The 17674-nt window shown below is 69.5% G+C and carries 13 protein-coding genes and 6 pseudogenes; 8 read left to right on the forward strand and 11 right to left on the reverse strand.

Going from position 1 to position 17674, the window contains the following annotated elements; translation table 11 throughout:
• The first annotated feature begins 135 nt into the window (after positions 1-135).
• From NRF20_RS10325 to NRF20_RS10335, 3 genes are all read left to right on the forward strand, one after another.
• Entirely contained in the window at positions 136-1125 is a 990-nt protein-coding gene (locus tag NRF20_RS10325; protein ID WP_398629928.1) for a helix-turn-helix domain-containing protein, read from the forward strand.
• A 124-nt stretch (positions 1126-1249) separates the two neighbouring features.
• Positions 1250-1732: a DUF456 domain-containing protein gene (locus NRF20_RS10330; protein ID WP_398629927.1), complete on the forward strand. Its 483-nt coding sequence runs from the start codon at positions 1250-1252 to the stop codon at positions 1730-1732.
• A 160-nt stretch (positions 1733-1892) separates the two neighbouring features.
• The gene (locus tag NRF20_RS10335) at positions 1893-4280 is read left to right on the forward strand and encodes a glycosyl hydrolase family 95 catalytic domain-containing protein (RefSeq protein ID WP_398629926.1); all 2388 of its coding nucleotides are present in this window, start codon (positions 1893-1895) and stop codon (positions 4278-4280) included.
• A 58-nt stretch (positions 4281-4338) separates the two neighbouring features.
• Here the strand turns inward: NRF20_RS10335 and NRF20_RS10340 are convergent, their stop codons facing one another.
• Both NRF20_RS10340 and rsgA read right to left on the reverse strand, forming a co-directional pair.
• Positions 4339-5688 carry a DNA-3-methyladenine glycosylase 2 family protein gene (locus tag NRF20_RS10340; protein ID WP_413754555.1) on the reverse strand — a complete coding sequence of 450 codons (1350 nt, stop codon included), beginning with the start codon at positions 5686-5688 and terminating at the stop codon, positions 4339-4341.
• Positions 5689-5758: 70 nt separating this feature from the next.
• Positions 5759-6934 carry a ribosome small subunit-dependent GTPase A gene (gene rsgA / locus NRF20_RS10345; protein WP_398629924.1) on the reverse strand — a complete coding sequence of 392 codons (1176 nt, stop codon included), beginning with the start codon at positions 6932-6934 and terminating at the stop codon, positions 5759-5761.
• A gap of 418 nt (positions 6935-7352) precedes the next feature.
• Here rsgA and NRF20_RS10350 point away from each other — a divergent pair.
• Positions 7353-7807: pseudogene (locus NRF20_RS10350) on the forward strand (DUF5949 family protein).
• Positions 7808-7966: 159 nt separating this feature from the next.
• On the opposite strand, the gene NRF20_RS10355 reads toward NRF20_RS10350, so the two are convergent.
• From NRF20_RS10355 to NRF20_RS10380, 6 genes and pseudogenes are all read right to left on the reverse strand, one after another.
• Positions 7967-8374: a rodlin gene (locus NRF20_RS10355; protein ID WP_398629987.1), complete on the reverse strand. Its 408-nt coding sequence runs from the start codon at positions 8372-8374 to the stop codon at positions 7967-7969.
• Positions 8375-8495: 121 nt separating this feature from the next.
• Entirely contained in the window at positions 8496-8696 is a 201-nt protein-coding gene (locus tag NRF20_RS10360) for a hypothetical protein (protein ID WP_398629923.1), read from the reverse strand.
• Positions 8697-8961: 265 nt separating this feature from the next.
• A pseudogene (locus NRF20_RS10365) lies at positions 8962-9372 on the reverse strand (rodlin).
• A 112-nt stretch (positions 9373-9484) separates the two neighbouring features.
• A complete protein-coding gene (locus NRF20_RS10370; RefSeq protein ID WP_398629922.1) occupies positions 9485-9763 on the reverse strand; it encodes a hypothetical protein in 279 nt (92 codons plus the stop codon).
• Between the two features lie 246 nt (positions 9764-10009).
• Entirely contained in the window at positions 10010-10243 is a 234-nt protein-coding gene (locus NRF20_RS10375; protein ID WP_323180626.1) for a chaplin, read from the reverse strand.
• A gap of 293 nt (positions 10244-10536) precedes the next feature.
• On the reverse strand, positions 10537-10938 hold the full coding sequence (locus NRF20_RS10380) for a rodlin (RefSeq protein ID WP_398629921.1): 402 nt from the start codon (positions 10936-10938) through the stop codon (positions 10537-10539).
• Between the two features lie 529 nt (positions 10939-11467).
• On the opposite strand from NRF20_RS10380, the gene NRF20_RS10385 reads away from it, so the two are divergent.
• Entirely contained in the window at positions 11468-12328 is an 861-nt protein-coding gene (locus NRF20_RS10385; protein WP_413752455.1) for a chaplin, read from the forward strand.
• A 161-nt stretch (positions 12329-12489) separates the two neighbouring features.
• Here the strand turns inward: NRF20_RS10385 and NRF20_RS10390 are convergent.
• Both NRF20_RS10390 and NRF20_RS10395 read right to left on the reverse strand, forming a co-directional pair.
• Positions 12490-13275 (reverse strand): annotated as a pseudogene (locus NRF20_RS10390) (dihydrodipicolinate synthase family protein); the annotation flags it as partial.
• Positions 13275-14099, reverse strand: a pseudogene (locus tag NRF20_RS10395) (ABC transporter substrate-binding protein); the annotation flags it as partial. The pseudogenes NRF20_RS10390 and NRF20_RS10395, both read right to left, overlap by 1 nt.
• A gap of 182 nt (positions 14100-14281) precedes the next feature.
• On the opposite strand from NRF20_RS10395, the gene NRF20_RS10400 reads away from it, so the two are divergent.
• The 3 genes and pseudogenes from NRF20_RS10400 (at position 14282) to NRF20_RS10410 (ending at position 17183) form a co-directional block, all read left to right on the forward strand.
• Entirely contained in the window at positions 14282-15013 is a 732-nt protein-coding gene (locus NRF20_RS10400) for a FadR/GntR family transcriptional regulator (protein WP_413752456.1), read from the forward strand.
• Between the two features lie 18 nt (positions 15014-15031).
• Positions 15032-15888 (forward strand): annotated as a pseudogene (locus NRF20_RS10405) (exo-alpha-sialidase); the annotation flags it as partial.
• 116 nt (positions 15889-16004) lie between these two features.
• Entirely contained in the window at positions 16005-17183 is a 1179-nt protein-coding gene (locus tag NRF20_RS10410) for an FAD-dependent monooxygenase (RefSeq protein ID WP_413752457.1), read from the forward strand.
• Positions 17184-17203: 20 nt separating this feature from the next.
• On the opposite strand, the pseudogene NRF20_RS10415 reads toward NRF20_RS10410, so the two are convergent.
• Positions 17204-17638, reverse strand: a pseudogene (locus NRF20_RS10415) (ATP-binding cassette domain-containing protein); the annotation flags it as partial.
• Positions 17639-17674: the final 36 nt, after the last annotated feature.

Below are 17674 nucleotides of genomic sequence, written 5' to 3' on the forward strand. Positions count from 1 at the left end.
CCACATTGGCAGAGCGACGAGCGATAAAGGGATGATGTACACGGCGGGTTTACGCCGTGGCCGCTTTCCGCCACGACCGGGTGCCCGAAGACAGCGACATCGTGCGGAATCAATGCGTCCGGGAGGGGTCCGGGGATGCTGGGAGCCATAGGTCTCGACGAGATACAGGAGTCGGCGTACCGCGCGCTCGTGGCGGTGGGAGCCGCGGAGGTCTCCGATCTCGCGCACCGGCTGGCACTCCCCGAGTCGGACACCGAACGGGCGTTGCGCCGGCTGGAACAGCATGGGCTGGCCGCCCAGTCGTCGGCCCGTACGGGCCGCTGGGTGGCCGCGCCGCCGGGCGTGGCGCTGGGTGCGCTGCTGACCCAGCAGCGCCATGAGCTGGAGCAGGCGGAACTGGCGGCGGCGCTGCTCGCCGAGGAGTACCGGGCGGAGGCCACCGAGTCGGCCGTGCACGATCTGGTCGAGGTGGTCACGGGCGCGAGCGCGGTGGCGCACCGTTTCCACCAGTTGCAGCTGGGTGCGACGAGCGAGGTGTGCGCCCTGGTCACCGGGAAGCCGATCGCGGTCACCGGAATGGAGAACGAGTCCGAGGAGCAGGCCGCCACGCGCGGGGTGTCGTTCCGGGTGGTGGTCGAGCGCGAGGTGCTCGCGCTGCCGTCCGGGATCACGGAGCTGTCGGCCGCGCTGAGCCGTGACGAGCAGTGCCGGGTCGTCGACCGGGTGCCCACCAAGCTGGTCATCGCCGACACGGCCCTGGCGATGGTGCCGCTGACCGGACGGGGCGCCGAGCCTGCGGCACTGGTGGTTCATGCCTCCGGGCTGCTGGAGTCACTGATGGGGCTCTTCGAGGCGGTGTGGCGCGAGGCCATGCCGCTCAGGCTCGGCGAGAACGGCCGGATGGAGGAGGAGTCCACCGGACCCGATGCGACGGACCTGGAGATTCTTTCGCTGCTGCTGGCCGGGCTGACGGATGCGAGCGTGGCGAAGCAGCTGGAGCTGGGGCTGCGGACCGTACAGCGACGGGTGAAGGGCCTGATGGAGCTGACCGGGGTGTCGACCCGGCTGCAGCTGGGCTGGCACGCGTACGAGCGGGGCTGGGTGTCCCGGACTCCACGGACCTGAACGAGGCCCCCGCCGGATACCCCGGCCCGGTGTCCCCGCCGCTTCGTTACGGCTCTGAGCTGCACCGACAGCCCCCGAGCCGCGCTGACGGGCGGGACCGGCCGGACTCCGGCAGGCTGGTCAGATGGGAGTGTGGCAGCTCGTCGCCGTCGGCCTGGTGATGCTTCTCGGCCTGATCGGCGTGCTGGTGCCGGGGGCGCCGGGGCAGGCGATCGTCTGGGCCGCCGTGCTGTGGTGGGCATTGACCGACATGACTCCGGCCGCCTGGGGGGTGCTCATAGGTGCCACCGCACTGCTTCTGCTGAACCAGGCGCTGAAGCTGTTGCTGCCGCCGCGCCGCCCCCGTGAGTCCGGTGCACCACGCAGGACTCTGATGCTGGGCGGGGCCGGCGCGATCGTGGGCTTCTTCGTAGTGCCGGTGGTGGGCGGGATCGTCGGTTATGTGGGGGCGATCTACGGGGCGGAGCGGCTGCGACTCGGCAGCCATGGGGCGGGGTGGGCATCGGTCCGCTCGGTGATGCGGGCGACGGGCCGTTCCGTACTCGTCGAGCTCTACGCATGTCTGCTGGTGACGGGAGCCTGGCTGAGCGCGGTGATCTGGGCCTGACCTCCGGCCCCCTGACCATCTGGATGGATGCTATCCAGATAGAGGGGAACACATCGGATCTCTCCCGCTCTATTGACGCAAGAATGCCCCGTGCCTACTTTCCCTGAAGGAATAGCTCGGATGAATTGATGTGCCTGCGTACGAGTCGCCAGGAGACGCCTTGCCCACAGCACCGGACCCCTCCCGCCCGTCCCGGAACGAAGCCCCGTCCCCCTCCCGAAGAAGTGTTCTCGCCACCGGTACCGCGATCGGCGGCGCACTCGTGGTGGGCGGTGCGTCCGTCCCCGCCCGGGCAGCCGCCCCGGCCGCCCCTGCACCCGCCGCCCCGGCCCCTGTCACCGTGCGCTCCCCCGACGACAGCTGGCGCACGGTCCTGGACGACGCCGACCTGCTCTGGCAGAAGCTGCCGAAGACCTGGTACGAGGGCCCGTATCTGGGCAACGGCCGCCTCGGCTCCGGCATCTACGCCGAGCCCGGCGCCACCACCACGGCCGTCCGCTTCAACGTCCAGCACTCCGAGGTCCAGGACCACCGCCCCGAGTTCGGCTCCCTCTTCGGCCTCGCCCGCCTGCCGATCGGGCACTTCACCCTGGAACCGGCCGGCACCATCACCGGCATCGAGTGGTGGATGCGGCTGCGCACCGCCGAGCTCGAAGGCACGATCACCACCACCGCGGGCACCTTGAAGCTCCGCGCCTTCGTCCACTCCTCCAGCGATCTGCTCGCCGTGGAAGTCACCCCGAGCGCGGGCGAAATGGACTTCCGCTGGGTCTTCCACCCGGCCGACGCGATCAGCCCGCGTGCCGACTTCCAGAAGCTTCCCGCCGGCTACACCGGTAATCCGCCCGCCACCGTCGAGGAGCACGAGGGATCATCGGCCGCCGTCCAGCCGCTGCTGGCGGGCGGCGAGCATGTCACCGCCTGGCGTGAGGTCACCCGCGGTGGGGCACGCACCCTGTACGTCACGGTCACGCACTCGCACCCGAGGGCGACAGCCCGCGACCGTGCGCTGCGCCACGTGAGGACCGCGGCCGACCTCCCGTACGGCCGGCTCGTCGGACCGCATCACATCTGGTGGGACCGGTACTACCGAAAGAGCTTCCTGTCGCTCCCGGACGCCCGGCTGCAGCGCTTCTACTGGATACAGCTGTACAAGACGGCATCGGCGGCGCGTAAGGACGCGCCCGTGATGGCCACTTCCGGTCCCTGGCTCGAACCCACTCCCTGGCCCAACACCTGGTGGAACCTCAACGCCCAGCTGGAGTACTGGCTGATCCATGGCTCCAACCACCTGGAGCTCGACGCGATCACCCGGTCCCTGAGCGAATTCCGCGACAACCTCTCCAAGGAAGTGGCCACCCCCTACCGAGCCGATTCGGCCGGACTGCCACGCACCACGGACCCGCACCTGATCAACGGCGGCGCCACCGCCCCCGTCCTCGGCTACGGCGTCGGCATTCCGGGCCAGGACCCGCCCACCCCCGAGGTCGGCAATCTGACCTGGGCGCTGCACAACGTCTGGCTCTCCTACCGCCACACCATGGACAAGTCGATCCTGCGCGACACCTTGTTCCCGCTGCTGCGCAAGGCCGTCAACTACTACCTGCACTTCCTGGCGCCCGGTGCGGACGGCAAGCTGCATCTCCCGGCCACGTTCTCTCCCGAGTACGGCGTCAACGCGCCGGACTGCAACTACGACCTGATGCTGCTGCGCTGGGGCTGCCGCACCCTGCTCGACTCGGCGAAGGAACTCGGCGTCCGCGACCCGCTGACCGCCCGCTGGCAGGAGGTGCTGTCCAAGCTCACCCCCTATCCGGTCGACGGGAACGGTTTCATGATCGGCGCCGGGGCCCCGTTCGCGAAGTCTCACCGCCACTTCTCGCACCTCCTGGCGGTCTACCCGCTGTACGAGGTCAATGGCTCCACCGCGGACGAACGCGCCCTGATCGAGAAGTCCCTGGCCCACTGGGTCGGTTTCGAGGGCGCCCTGCAGGGCTACACCTTCACGGGTGCCGCCTCCATATCCGCCCTGCTCGGCAAGGGCGAGGACGCGCTGAAATACCTCGGCGAGCTGATGAGCCGCTTCATTCAGGCCAACACGATGTACAAGGAGTCCGGCCCCGTCATCGAGACCCCGCTCGCGGCAGCCCAGTCGCTGCACGACATGGTGTGCCAGTCGTGGGGCGGCACGATCAGGGTCTTCCCGGCGCTGCCCGCCGCCTGGCGGGAGATGACCGTCCATGACTTCCGTACGCAGGGGGCGTTCCTGCTCAGCGCGGTACGCGAAGAGGGGCGGACCCGTTGGGTGCGGTTGACCAGCGAGGCGGGCGCACCCTGTGTCGTACGCCATGGCATCGAGGGTGCCATCGAGATCCGCGACCGACACGGGCGCCCGCTGAGTTACGAGGAGTTGGCCGACGGTGCGGTACGCATCCGCCTGCGCAAGGGCGACTCGGCGCTGATCACGGCGAAGGGCGACCGCCCGGACCTGACCGTCCGCCCGGTCACGGCGAACGCGCCCGCGCCCCGCTGGGGCCTACCGGCCTGAGCCCCGGCCCGGAGTCCTGGGACCGGTGTCCGGACGGCTGGGGCCTCGGCGAAGAGGCCTAGAGGCTCAGGTGCCGTACGGCGTACGAACGCCAGGGCCGCCACCGCTCCGCCTCGGGCCTCCCGTCCGGATCCACATCGGGGTCGCCGAGCGCACGCATCCTGATGAGCGCCGCGGCTGCCGGACCGATCCCCGGCAGCCGCAGCAGCGCCTGCTCGGCCTCGTCTCGGTCGGCCCCGGCGTCGAGCCGTACGTCCCCGTCGGCGAGCGCGGTCGCCAGAGCCCGCAGTGCCGGGTCGTCCACCGCACCGGCCAGCACTCCCGGCTCGGGAAAGACATGCGTGAGCCCGCCGCAGGGGATGTCGAGGACCTTCCCGTACATCTCGACGAGCCGCCCGGCCCCGGCCCCGCCCACCAGCGTCCGTACGGCGAACTCCTCCGGATCCGCGGCACCCGGCGAGCGCAGCCCCGGGCGGGCGGCGACACTCGGTGCGAGTGGCGGGTCGGTGCCGAGCCGCTCGTCGACGGCGTAAGGATCGGCGTCCAGGTCGAAGAGGTGCCGCAGCCGCTGTACGGCCGTCGTCAGATCCCGCAGGTCCGTGAGGTGGATCCGGGCGTCCAGCCAGGACCCGGCGGACCGTTCGTCGACGGCCACGATGCCGGTGCCGTACGGGAGCCGCAGGGTGCGCCGGTAGGTACGGGCGCCGGGATCCCCGCTGACCTCCTCGATCCGGGCGACCGTCTCGCCCGCCAGGAGATCGAAGACCTCGCGGGCCGCGTACGGCCCCCGGTGGGCGAGCCGCAGCGGGATCCCGGTGGTGCGCGCCTCCCGTACCGCCGCTCCCAGCCCCGTCCCGGCCTCGGCGCGCAGTGCGCTCGGCGTACGGGCATAGATCTGCCGGATCGTGTCATTGAACTGCCGCACGCTGGCGAAGCCGGACGCGAAGGCGATCTCGGTCACGGGCAGTCCGGTCGTCTGGAGCAGCACCCTCGCGGTGTGCGCCCGCTGGGCGCGGGCGAGCGCGACGGGTCCGGCGCCCAGCTCCGCGTTGAGCTGCCGCTGCACCTGCCGTGAGCTGTAGCCGAGCCGGTGGGCGAGACCGGGCACACCCTCCCGGTCGACCACGCCGTCGCCGATCATCCGCATGGCTCGGCCGACGACATCGGCCCGGACGTTCCAGTCGGCGGAGCCGGGCACGGCGTCCGGGCGGCAGCGTCGGCACGCCCGGAAGCCGTTGCCCTGGGCGGCGGCCGCGGTCGGGTAGAAGCGGACGTTCTTCCGCTTGGGGGTGACGGCGGGGCAGCTCGGCCGGCAGTAGATGCCGGTCGTTTCGACGGCGAAGAAGAACTCCCCGTCGAAACGGGCGTCGCGGCTGCTCACCGCCTCGTACCTGGTCTGTTCGTCCATCACACCGTCCAGTGTGCGGCACCTCCGGGTACCGCACTGGCGGTATTCGGACGTCGACCAGGGTTGTGGTCTACCGCAGCCGGCCACGCTTCGCGTCCATGGCCGCCCGGCCCTCGGCCCCTCTGCGCTTCCATTCACGCAGCATTTCGGACCGCACCCGGGCGTCGGTCTTGGCGACGATGCGCTGGTTCTCGCGCAGCAGCTTGCGGAAGCTGTCGAGGCGCCGCTCGGAGAGCGAACCGTCCTCGATCGCGGCGAGTACCGCGCAGCCGGGCTCCGACTCATGGGCGCAGTCGTGGAACCGGCACTGCTCGGCCAGCTCCTCGATCTCGGAGAAGACCTGGCCGACGCCGGTCTCGGCGTCCCAGAGCCCGACCCCGCGCAGTCCGGGGGTGTCGATCAGTACGCCCCCGGAGGGCAGGACCAGCAGGTTGCGGGTCGTGGTGGTGTGCCGGCCCTTGCCGTCGACATCGCGGGCGGCCTGCACCTCCATCACATCGCGGCCGAGGAGGGTGTTGGCGAGGGTCGACTTGCCCGCGCCGGACGCCCCGAGCAGCACGCTCGTCCCGCCCGAGACGATGGCGGCGAACACATCGAGCCCCTCCCCGGTGGCGGAGCTGACGGGCAGCACCTGAACACCGGGCGCGATGGCCTCGATGTCCTGGACGAGGTACGACAGCGTGGCGGTGTCCGGAACCAGATCGGCCTTGGTCAGCACCACGATCGGCTGGGCGGCGCCGTCCGCGGCGGACGCCCCGTCGCGCAGCAGCGCATCGCCACTGGAGCTGGACATGGCCAGCGCGAGGAAGCGCTCCACCCGCCCCAGGTCGAGTTCCACGGCGAGCGAGACACAGATGGCGATGTGGTCGACGTTGGTGGCCAGCACCTGCCCCTCGGAGCGCTGCGACGACGTCGAGCGGACGAAGGCCGTACGCCGCGGCAGCAGCGTCCGTACGAACTGCGGATCGCCGTCGGGGTCGACGGCGACCCAGTCGCCCGTGCAGACGATCCGCATCGGATCACGCGGGACGACGAAGGCGGTGTCGGCCCGGAGCGTGCCGTGCGGTGTGACGACATCGCACTGCCCGCGGTCCACCCGCACCACGCGTCCGGGCAGCAGACCCTGTCCGGCGTACGGAGCGAACTCGGCGGCCCAGTCGTCGTCCCAGCCGTACGGGGACAGCGGATGCGACGCGGACGAGCCCTGAAGAGAAGAGGCGAAGGACGGAGAAGACGGGAAAGACAAGGGAAACCCTTCAAAGGGTGGCCCCGGCAACGCGCACACAGGCGCGGAGAGTTACGGAAAGGTCAGCCGGCGACCACGGGGGTGGGAACGATGCTCTTCTGGTTGTGGGCAACGCCCACCGCAGCGACAGTCATCAATGTCCTCACCTCCTGGTTCGAGCACGGGGCCGACACGGCGGTTCTTGTCCGCCGTCCGGAACGCTGCACACGATAGCCCGCGACCGTCGGGTGACGTCAACACATTTGATTCACGGGATCCGGCAGCCCGGCCCCGGGGCACTTCACGACCGCATTCGTCGGAGATATCCATCGATCGCCCTCGATCAGGTGATACACATGCACAACGACCGGTCCCGGGCCGTCATGGCGCCGAGCGTGACCTCCCCCAGACCGCCACCGGCACGTTCGCACAAGCCCAGTTGGGAACGATCACGCTGATCGGGTGGAGCGGCGAACACCCCGGTGGCGGCCACGGCGTCGCCTTCCTTCTCGTCTACTCACTGGGCGACGGGACGGACGGCCCGGCCGCCGGTGAGGCCGCCATGCGCGTGGCCCTGGACCGCAGTGGACTGCCGGTCGGCGCCGGCCCCGTCCACGCCGCCGAGGCCCCGGGCCTACCGGTGAAGCTGCTCGTCCAGGCCGGCCAGGCGGTTCTGACGCTGCCTCATTTCACCGCGCAGTACCCCGCACCGCCCGAGTGGCCGGCCGCGGCCCGCGAACGGGGCGAGGTGCACGCGATGTCCGCCACCCGCCCGTGGCCCAGGGCACGCCGGGCCGGCCGGTCAGCGAGGAGCTGCTGCGGTCGTTCGCAGGCGACGAAGAGGTCATCATGACCTCCGCCCACTGCGTCCTTCCGGTACGCAGCCTGGGCTGAGCCGCCCCGTACGCCAGATGCCCACCGCCCCCGTGGAACGGTGGGCTTCATTGTGTGTGGAGCCCTGGGGCCGCGCCCCGGATACTGCTCGGTGGTGCCGTACGCCGGAGTGCGGGCGATAGCCGGGCGAATCCCCGGATCGCCCGCACTTCAGGCGTCTCAGCTGTTGCCGGCCCCGTTGCCGGAGAGCGCCGGGATGCCGTCCACGAGATGCGACAGCGCCTCGCCCTTGGCCTGGGTGGAGTTTTCGGCGCACTGCTGGTTCTGCGGCGAAGCCAGGACGTTGACGTCCTGAACCGCGACCGGCACCAGCACACCGATGAATGAACCGGCGTCGGCCTTGAGCGGCACGCCGACGCAGGCCTTGTTCAGCGTGCCCTGGACGAGCTGGAACTGCGGGCTGCCGTCACCCTGCGTCACGCTGTTGCCGAACTCGCTCACGGTTTCGTTGCCGTTGACCGACGTGGTCCCCTGGTCATCACCGATCGCCATGGCCGCGGGGGCCACGGCGGCAGACAGACCGACCAAGGACACGGCCATTGCTGCGCCGACCCTCACCTTCTTCATCACGCTTCACCTTTTTCGGAGCGTCCCGTTGTGGAACGTATTGATCAACCTGCTACGGAAGCGCCGTTTCCGCAGTACCACTCAAATGGGTGCGATCCGGCGTGAGTTCGACGCCACGCCCTCACCCGTCGACGTCCTCTTCGGAGGTACGGGCCGCAGGAACGCGACTTCCCGCACAAGGCCGATGGGGCTGCGCGGACGGCGCCGGCTCCGGGCCGCCGCGGGCCGCCTGCCATTCGGCGAGCAGCCGGTCGTAGATGGGTGTGACATCCTGCGCGTGCCGCTGCCGGCCGCTGGGGCGTTGGCTGTCGTACTGGTCCATGAACAGCCCCTACCCGGTGCGAGGGGTGACTTCTGCCGTCACTACGGCAACCGGCCCAGTACGCCCGTCCCTTCGAGGGGTCGGTGGCACCCCGGAAGCACGTCACGGGGCCGGCGCATCCGGGCCGCCGAAGAACGGCTGCCACGTGGATGTGCCGGCCCCACGGGTGTTTCGCATACTGCGGGCAGGCGTACTCGAAGCCGCCCGTGACGCTGTCTTCCTCGAGTTCGAGGAATCAGCGACGAGCGGCTGGCGCCCCACGGTTCTAGCTGTTGCCGGTACCGTTACCGGACAGGACCGGCATGCCGCTCAGGATGTGCGACAGAGCCTCATCACCCTTTGCCTGGGTGGAGTTCTCGGTGCACTGCTGGTTCTGCGGCGAGGCCAGGACGCTGATGTCCTGGACCGAGACCGGAACGGCGCCGAGGACCGAACCGGCGTTGGCCTTGGCCGGCAGGGCGATGCAAGGCTTGTTGAGCGAGCCCTGGATGAGCGCGAACTGCGGGCTCCAGTCACCGTGGGTGGCGGAGTTGCCGTACGACTGGACAGCATCGTTGCCGTTGAACGACGTCGTGCCACCGTCATTGCCGACGGCCATGGCCTACGGAGCGATCGCGGCGCAGACGCCGACGATCGAAGCAGCGACGGCTACCGAGGTCATAATCTTCTTGATCACAAAATAGCCCTTCTGGGGATTTCTGTTGCCGCCTGTCCGGAGCACTCTGAACCAACTCAGGGCGGCGGGGACAGTTGTGCCGATGAACGGGGAACTGCCGTGGCGCGACGGATCAGCCGCCGAGCGGCAGGCCACCCATCAGCGGGGCCGCACCCTTGGCCGCACCGGTGGCCTGACCGGCCAGCTTGGTGACGGTGCCGTTCTTCTGCACCGAATCGGCGGCGCCGCCGATGTTGTCGACGATCGGGTCGACAGCCTGCGGGGTGCCTTCCACGACCTGGTTGAGGCTGAAGTCGGGGGCCGTGGCGATGGTAACGGCGAAGGCGGGAGCAGCCGTTCCGAGAGCAACCACGGAACCGGCAACGAACGCAGCGGTCTTCGCGTACTTCACTTTCAGGTTCCCTTCTGCAGCGGCATCTGTTTCGGTCGCATATCCGCGCCGCACAAGCCTTCTTTAGCTGTGCCTTCTGCCGCTTTCTCCCTGGGTAACGATGTGGTTGTGACACGGCAACTGGACGGGGCCACCTTTTCTCCGGGGCCACTCGATCGACCATCGGAAATGGGGAAAGGCCCCGGCACGCATCGGATGCGTGCCGGGGCCTTCCGGTCATGAGCGTTCGGCTGGGCCGACCGGAGATCAGGTGTTGGCGCAGGAGTTGCCGAAGGCGGGGTTGAGCAGAGCGACCACGCTCACGGTGTTGCTGCAGAGGTTGACCGGAACGTGGACCGGAGCCTCGACGACGTTGCCGGACACCACTCCCGGGGAGTTGGCGGCGCTGCCCTCGGCACCTGCGTCGGCGAAGGCGGGCGCGGCAGCACCCATCGCCATCAGGGTTCCGGCGGCGATGGCGGCAACCTTGGTGTACTTCACTTTTTTCCCTTTCTTTGACGGAGTCCGGAGCGGCCACGTCTTTCGTGCCGCACGAGCGCGGTCCTGATCACTCGTAACTCCGCCGCTGCAATTCGTAACGATGTAAGACCGTAGACGAAACTCTTTGAGAAGAAGATTCCCGAAAAACCGCCCGAATGACGCAGTATCGTTCACTCAATGTCACGGGCCCGATCATCGGACAACCCGATGCACCGGTACAGGGAAAGGCGGCAGCGGGCCCGAGCCGCACGGAGGAGGAATACCGAGGGCCCGGGCCCGTCATTACGGCTGGATCAACTGTTGCCGGCACCGTTGCCGGAGAGCACCGGAATACCGCTCAGGGTGTGCGACAGCGGCTCGTCACCCTTGGCCTGGGTGGAGTTCTCCGCGCACTGCTGGTTCTGCGGCGAGGACAGCACGTTGACGTCCTGGGCCGCGACCGGGACCAGGCCGACGAGCGAGCCGACGTCGGCCTTGGCCGGCAGGCCGATGCACGGCTTGTTCAGGCTGCCCTGGAACAGGCTGAACTGCGGGCTGCCGTCACCACGGTTCTCGGAGTTGCCGAACGACTGCGAGGCTCCGTTGCCGTTGACCGAGGTCGTACCGTTGCCGTCGCCGATCGCCATGGCCTGCGTCGCGCCCAGACCGAGGATGGAGGCGGCAACGGCACCCGTAGCCAGAACCTTCTTGATCACGATCAGCCCTCCTCGTACTGAATGCCCCGTACCGGGACCCCTTGCCCAACTCGTGACCGGGCGTTTGGTTCTCTCCGTTCACCCGATTGCCAACCGCGCACGGACAGCAGTACGAAGCAACGCCGCGGGGCCGTAGGAGTATTCAGCGACCCCAGCCCTTCCCCGGGGCATCAACGGCCCGCGCGCCATGCAGAATCGAGCCACCCGCGCGCGGCGAGCGGCGTCAGCGTGAACGCGCACGAGTAATCCGTTCGAGCGGTCACAAAATTCCCACGAACTTTCAAGTTTCCTCAACAATTCCTCCTCGTTATGACTTCTATCGAGCGTGCAGCTTGGGCGTTCACCGAGCAGAAATAGGACTTATCACATGAAGAACGCTTCTTCGTGGTCTCTCCGTCTTTCCGCAATCGCCGCTTGCCGACTCACGTGGGAAGACCCCCGGGGTGGCGTCCCCGGCGCAAGCTGCATCGACTGATGAATGAATCGCGAGCCTTCTGCTCGCACGGAATGTCCTAGGAAAGGGCAACCAATGCGAAAAGCCTTGAGTAAGAGCGTGCTGGTCATGGCGGCGGCGTCAGGCATTCTGACCGCGGCAGGCGGGTACGCGTTCGCGGACGCGTCGGCCGATGGCGCCGCCAGCGGTTCGCCGGGCGTCGGCTCGGGCAACGCCGTGCAGGTGCCGGTGCACGTTCCCGTCAACGTGTGCGGCAACACGGTCAATGTGGTCGGTCTGCTGAATCCCACGTTCGGCAATAAGTGCGAGAACGAGGGCGGCGCTGGGAACGGCAACGGCGGTGGGGGTGCGAGCGCCGAGGGAGGCACGACCGACTCTCCCGGTGTCTTGTCCGGAAACCTCATCCAGGCCCCGGTGGACGTTCCGGTCAACGCCTGCGGCAACAGCGTCGATGTCGTCGGCGCCCTGAACCCGGCGCTCGGCAACGAGTGCTCAACCGTGAGCGGGCCGGACGACGAGCCGCCGGTGGTCGAACCGCCCGTCGTCGAACCGCCGGTGGTCGAACCGCCCGTCGTCGAACCGCCCGTCGTCGAACCGCCGGTGGTCGAACCGCCCGTCGTCGAACCGCCGGTGGTCGAACCGCCCGTCGTCGAACCGCCCGTCGTCGAACCGCCCGTCGTCGAACCGCCCGTAGTCGAACCGCCGGTGGTCGAACCGCCCGTCGTCGAACCGCCGGTGGTCGAACCGCCCGTAGTCGCACCCCCGGTGGCCACGTCCGTCGTCGGTGAGCCCCTGACCAACAGTGTGCCGGTGGCCGCCGGGGCGCAACTGGCCCACACCGGTGCCGCTGATCTCGGCGTGGCTGCGGGCGCGAGCGCCGCGCTGATGCTCGGTGGCGCGGTACTGATGCGCCGGGTCCGCCGCTCGCAGGGCTGATCCACGAATCAGTCAGCCGCAAGACAAACGGGTCCGGTCGGACAGCCGATGCTGTCCGACCGGACCTGCTGTGCGTACGGAACTCGACCGGTGGGCCCCTCCGACGGTCCACGCGGTCAGTCGGTGCCGAGCGGGTGGAACGCGGACCGGTGTGCCCCGGCTCAGGCCCGGGAGAGCCCCGCGCGGTCCAAGCAGGCCGCGATCGTCGCAGTCTCTGCCGCGTCCAGCCGACGCATCGGCGGGCTCATCACGTTGGTGGTGATGAGCCCGCGCAGCATCAGGGCCGTCTTGAACGCGCCGAGGCCGGCGGCGGTGGCGGACACGGTGCCGGGACGAGCCGCACGAACGATGCCGAAGAGCGCGACGAGACGGTCCTGTTCGGACCTGGCGGCGGCCCAGTCACCACGTACGGCGGCCTCGTGGAGACGTACATACCCGCGCGGGTCCTCGTTGCCGAGCCCGGGGGCGCAGCCGTCCGCACCGACGAGCATCATCGCGTCGACGACCAGTTCGTGCCCGGTGAGGACAGCGAACTCCGGCAGTTCACGGGCCCCGATGGCCAGGCGTCGGAACGAACCGCCGTCGCCGCTGGAGTCCTTCACCCCGGCCAGCACACCGTCCGCGGCAAGTGGCAGCAGCAGTTCCGGGTCGAGCTTGCTGTGCACGCAGGCCGGCACGTCGTACGCGAGGACCGGCAGGTCAAGAGTGGCGGAGACGTCGCGGATGTGGCGGCCGACCTCGGTGTCGTGCGTGCGCGTGCAGAACGGCGCGGTGACGACAACGGCGTCGGCGCGGAGGCCCGCGGCGGCGCGGGCCCGCTCGATCGCCCGGTCGGTGGAGGTCTCGATCGCACCGACGCGGACCGGGACCTGTCCGGCGGCCGCGGCCGTGATGACCTTGATGACCCCGTCCTGCTGCCCGGGCGTCAGATAGGCCGTCTCGCCCGCGAGGCGCGTGACGTCGATATGTCGATGTAGGGGACGTCCTCGATGGCCTGGACCTGGCCGGACTCCATGGCGCTGACGCGCGCCGACTGGTCGGACATCAGGCGCCGGATCATCTTCTTGGCCTTGGCCGGGTGCGCGCCGTTGTACATGTCGGACGCCTCAAAGACGATCTTGTCCTCGCGGGTCGCCTCGACGAACTTGTACGGTCCGGAGCCGACCGGCTTGGCGTCGAAGGCCTTGGGATCCGGCTCGACGATCTCCTTCGGGACCATCCGGGCCACGGCGATACGGGGCGGAAAGCGCGAACGGTACTTGAGCTTGAACTCGACCGTGCCGGCGTCGACGGCCTTCACCGTGTCGACGAAAGGGACGAACTGCGCCATGAGCGAGGAGTTCTTCGGGTCCAGGATGCGTTCGAAGCTGAACACCACGTCATCGGCGGTCACGGGCGACCCGTCGTGGAATGGGGCGCCCTTGCGGAGCGTGGCCCGGTATGTGGTGGCGTTGATCTTCTTCGGCATCTCGGTGGCCAGTGCGGGGCGGGCCACGAGTGTTGCCGGATCGAGGTCCACGAGGCCCTCGAAGATGTGCATGTCGGCGGCGTACGGAGTCGCGCCCGAGGTGATCACCGGGTCGAAGCCGGTCGACAGGGGGTACGAGAGACCGGCCTCGATGAGGCCGTTGCCGCTGCTCCTTCCCCCCGTGCCGTCGGCGGTCGAGGAAGGGCCGCCGACGGCGGAAAGGCTCGCCGTGATGGCGGCTGCCGCACCGACAGCACTGGTGTGACGCAGGCAGGCGCGGCGCTCGACACCGGCTGGTCTCAGCTCGGGTACGGGTCCTCCAGGGACGTCGAAGGTGGAACGGTCGGGGCGGGGAAACGGGCGGCGGAACGCAGGATCGCGAGGATCAAGGAATCTAAAGCATCAGACGTCAGATGTCTGATGCCTTGATGGCGTGGGAACGTAGCTTGACAATTGAGAGGGGTCAAGAGGTGGGGAGTTCACATATGTCCGGTGCGAGGCCCGGCCGGCAGCTGCTCCGGCAGGAAGTCGTCGAGGGCATCAAGCGCTACATCCTCGATGAGCGGCTCCGCCCCGGGGACCCGCTGCCCGCCGAGCCCGCCCTGTGCGAGGCGCTCGGCGCCAGCCGGTCCAGCGTCCGCGAGGCGGTCAAGATCCTCAACGCGCTGGACATCGTGGAGGTACGCCACGGGCACGGCACATACGTGGGCAGACTGAGCCTGTCGGCCCTGGTGGAGAGCCTGACCTTCCGCGGACTGCTCTCCCCCGACGACGACTTCCAGGTGATGGCCGACCTCGTCGACGTACGCGAGCTTTTCGAGCGCGGGATGGCCGACCGGATCGTCTCGCTGCTCAGCGAGGACCAGCTCGACGCACTGGACGGCCTGATCGCCACCATGCGCGAGACCGGCGTCCAGAACGGGCACGGTTTCGTAGAGGCGGACCGAGCGTTCCACGCGCTGCTGGTGGCGCCGCTCGGCAACGAACTGATCGGCCAGCTCTCGATGGCCTTCTGGGACGTGTACACGATCGTCGCGCCGCATCTCGACGGATTCACACACGCCGACGAGATGGAGACGATCGCGGCGCATCAGAACATCGTGGACGCCGCGCGGGCCGGGGACATCGCCGGTTTCACCAAGGCACTGAGCGAGCACTACGCCCCGGTCAGGCGTCGGATCTCCGAGGCCCGCGCCCGCGACGACGCCCGGGGCTGACCCTCTCGCCCCCCTTCCAGGGGCCGGCTGATCCAGCAGTACGCCGTCCGCAGCAGCGGCGCCAACTACGCGGCCAGCGCCTACAGCGACGACCACGGCGAGACCTGGAAGATGGGCAACCCTGTCGGTCCCGGTGGCGACGAGAACAAGACCGTCGAGCTGTCCGACGGCCGGATCATGCTCAACAACCGTTCCAAGCCGTACCGGACGATCGCCTACTCCACCGACGGCGGGGTCAACTACACCCCGTTCACCCAGGACACCCAGCTGACCGACCCCGCCGACAACGCATCGGTGATGCGCCACAACGCCGACGCCCCTGCGTCGGACCCACAGTCGTCCTGGCTGCTGTTCGGCAACACGGAGGAAGCCTGGGCACGGCGCAACCTCACGGTGAAGATGTCCCGCGACAACGGGAGGACCTGGCCGATCAGGAAGGTCGTCGACCCGGGCGCCGCAGCCTACTCGACGCTCACCCGGCTGCCCGACGGGCGCCTCGGGCTGCTCTACGAGCGGGCCGTCTACCAGCACATCACCTACGCGTCGTTCGATCTGAAGTGGCTGGGCGGCACCTGCGCGGACACCACGATCACCCGCCCACGACCCTGAAGGCGGGAGGGGACGCGGAGATCACGGTCCGCGTCGTCAACCGGATGGACGTGCGGCGCGGGCCGGGAACGGTCGGTCCGACCGTGCCGGCCGCCTGGACGGCGAAGCAGGTGACCGTCCCCGCGTTGAACCCGGGCCAGGGCGCGAACGTCAAGGTTCCGGTCACCGTGGCGGCCGGGGCGTCGGGCAACGCCGCACTCACCGCGACGTACCGCACGGGCGGGCTGCAGGCCTCCGGCAGCGGGACGGCGGCCGTGACTCCGTAACACCCGGACGGACCCTCCGGGAGGTGCGCGCGTCACCGTCCCGCCCGTGCCCGGGTGCGACGATGAGGGCGTTCAGCACCTCCCGGAGCGTCAGAACAGGTGGTAGCACGGTGGCAGTGACGGGTTTACGCATCGGGGTGGTCGGCGGCAGCATCGCCGGCTGCGCCATGGCGATCGCCGGAACCCGAGCCGGGGCGGAGGTCACCGTCCACGAGCGCAGCAGCGGCGAGTTGCAGGACCGGGGGTTCGGCATCGTCATCCCGCCGCCGCTGCATCAGGAGCTGGTCGCGGGCGGGTACCTGGGCGCGGACATGCCCACGACGCCCGTCGCCACCCGCATCTGGCTCGCGCGGGCGCCGGGGCGGCACTCGGCGCGGGAGCTGGCTCGGCAGTCGAGCCCGGTGACGCCGTGCAACTGGGGCCTGTTGTGGCGGTCGTTGCGCTCGAACATCGGGGAGAGCGCGTATCACCGCGGGCTGCCCGTCGGCTCCGTCGGCCGCACGCACTCCGGCCACGCCCTGATCCGCACCGCGGACGGGGAGCAGGAATACGACATCGTCGTCGGGGCCGACGGGCACCGGTCCGTCACCCGCGAGCTGATCGCACCCGAGGTACGTCCTGCTCCCGCCGGATACCTGGTGTGGCGGGGCACGATTCCGCTGAGCGCGCTCCGCGACCATCCCAAGGAACTGGAGCTGCTGAAGACCGCCTGGATCACGCTGGGATTTCCGGGCGGGCACGGTGTGTTCTACCTGATTCCGGGTGCGGATCCGGGATCGCGTCTGCTGGCGTACGCCATCTACGCGTCTCCCCCGGTTTCGGCTTCGGTAGTCCCGGTCTCCGCCGCGTATGTGCGGAACATCGCCGATGAGCACTTCCCGGCGGAATGGGCCGATGTCGTCGCCCGGGGGGAGCACACCTCCCAGGCGCTCCATCCGGTTGCCGACTTCGTCGTGCCCCGGGCGGCCGAACCTCCGTTCCTGCTGGCGGGCGACGCGGCGAGCGTCACCAGACCGCACACCGCCAGCGGCGCGGTCAAGGCGCTCCAGGACGCACTGTGTCTGGAGCGGACGCTGCGCGAATCCCCCTCGGCCGCCGCGGCATTGCGCCGGTACGCGGACGAGCGCACCGCCGAGGGGGCCCGCCTGGTCGGGCTGGGACGCAGGCTGGGGCGTGCACTGGTCGAGAACACGCCCGACTGGCCGGTGATGGGGCCCGCCGATGTGGACGCGTGGAGCCGTGCCACATTGAACGGCGCCAGAAGTTATCTGTACGGCGGCGTTCATCGGCGCTGACGGGCCCGTCACCACGCGGCTCAGCAGCTGGACAGCCCGGCCGAAGCTCCGGTGGCTCTCAGTTCGGCCATGTCCACGACCCGGTCGGCCGCCTCGGCCACGGCGGGGTCGTGCGTGGCGACGACCGTCACACAGCCGTCCCGGCGGGTGCGCTCGGCGAGCAGTTCGGCCAGTTCGCCGGCCTGCGACCGGTCGACGGCCGCGGTCGGTTCGTCGACCAGCAGGAGTTTCGGAGAGAGGAAGAGCGCACGGGCCAGTGCGACGCGCTGGCGTTCGCCGCCGGAGAGCTGTTCGGGGCGGTGGCGCAGGCGGTGGCCGAGGCCCACCCCGGTCAGGGCCTCTTCGGCACGGGAACGGTGCGTGCGGGGCCGTTCGCCGCTGATGTACGCGGCGGCCAGGAGCTGCTCGACGGCTGCCAGTCCGGAGAGCAGATTGCCGCTCTGGAACATTTGACCTCCTCCCCCGCATGGGTGTGGGGGATTCTCTCCCTG

It is taken from the genome of Streptomyces sp. R-74717 (genome assembly GCF_047305335.1).
Taxonomy (GTDB): Bacteria; Actinomycetota; Actinomycetes; order Streptomycetales; family Streptomycetaceae; genus Streptomyces; species Streptomyces atratus.

What these genes read in the sequence shown, in the direction of transcription:
- NRF20_RS10360 (WP_398629923.1), bottom strand. Translation starts at nt 8,696, where the DNA reads ATGGACCAGTACGACAGCCAACGCCCCAGCGGCCGGCAGCGGCACGCG.
- NRF20_RS10340 (WP_413754555.1), bottom strand. Translation starts at nt 5,688, where the DNA reads ATGGACGAACAGACCAGGTACGAGGCGGTGAGCAGCCGCGACGCCCGT.
- NRF20_RS10400 (WP_413752456.1), top strand. Translation starts at nt 14,282, where the DNA reads ATGTCCGGTGCGAGGCCCGGCCGGCAGCTGCTCCGGCAGGAAGTCGTC.
- NRF20_RS10385 (WP_413752455.1), top strand. Translation starts at nt 11,468, where the DNA reads ATGCGAAAAGCCTTGAGTAAGAGCGTGCTGGTCATGGCGGCGGCGTCA.
- NRF20_RS10330 (WP_398629927.1), top strand. Translation starts at nt 1,250, where the DNA reads ATGGGAGTGTGGCAGCTCGTCGCCGTCGGCCTGGTGATGCTTCTCGGC.
- NRF20_RS10325 (WP_398629928.1), top strand. Translation starts at nt 136, where the DNA reads ATGCTGGGAGCCATAGGTCTCGACGAGATACAGGAGTCGGCGTACCGC.
- NRF20_RS10355 (WP_398629987.1), bottom strand. Translation starts at nt 8,374, where the DNA reads ATGAAGAAGGTGAGGGTCGGCGCAGCAATGGCCGTGTCCTTGGTCGGT.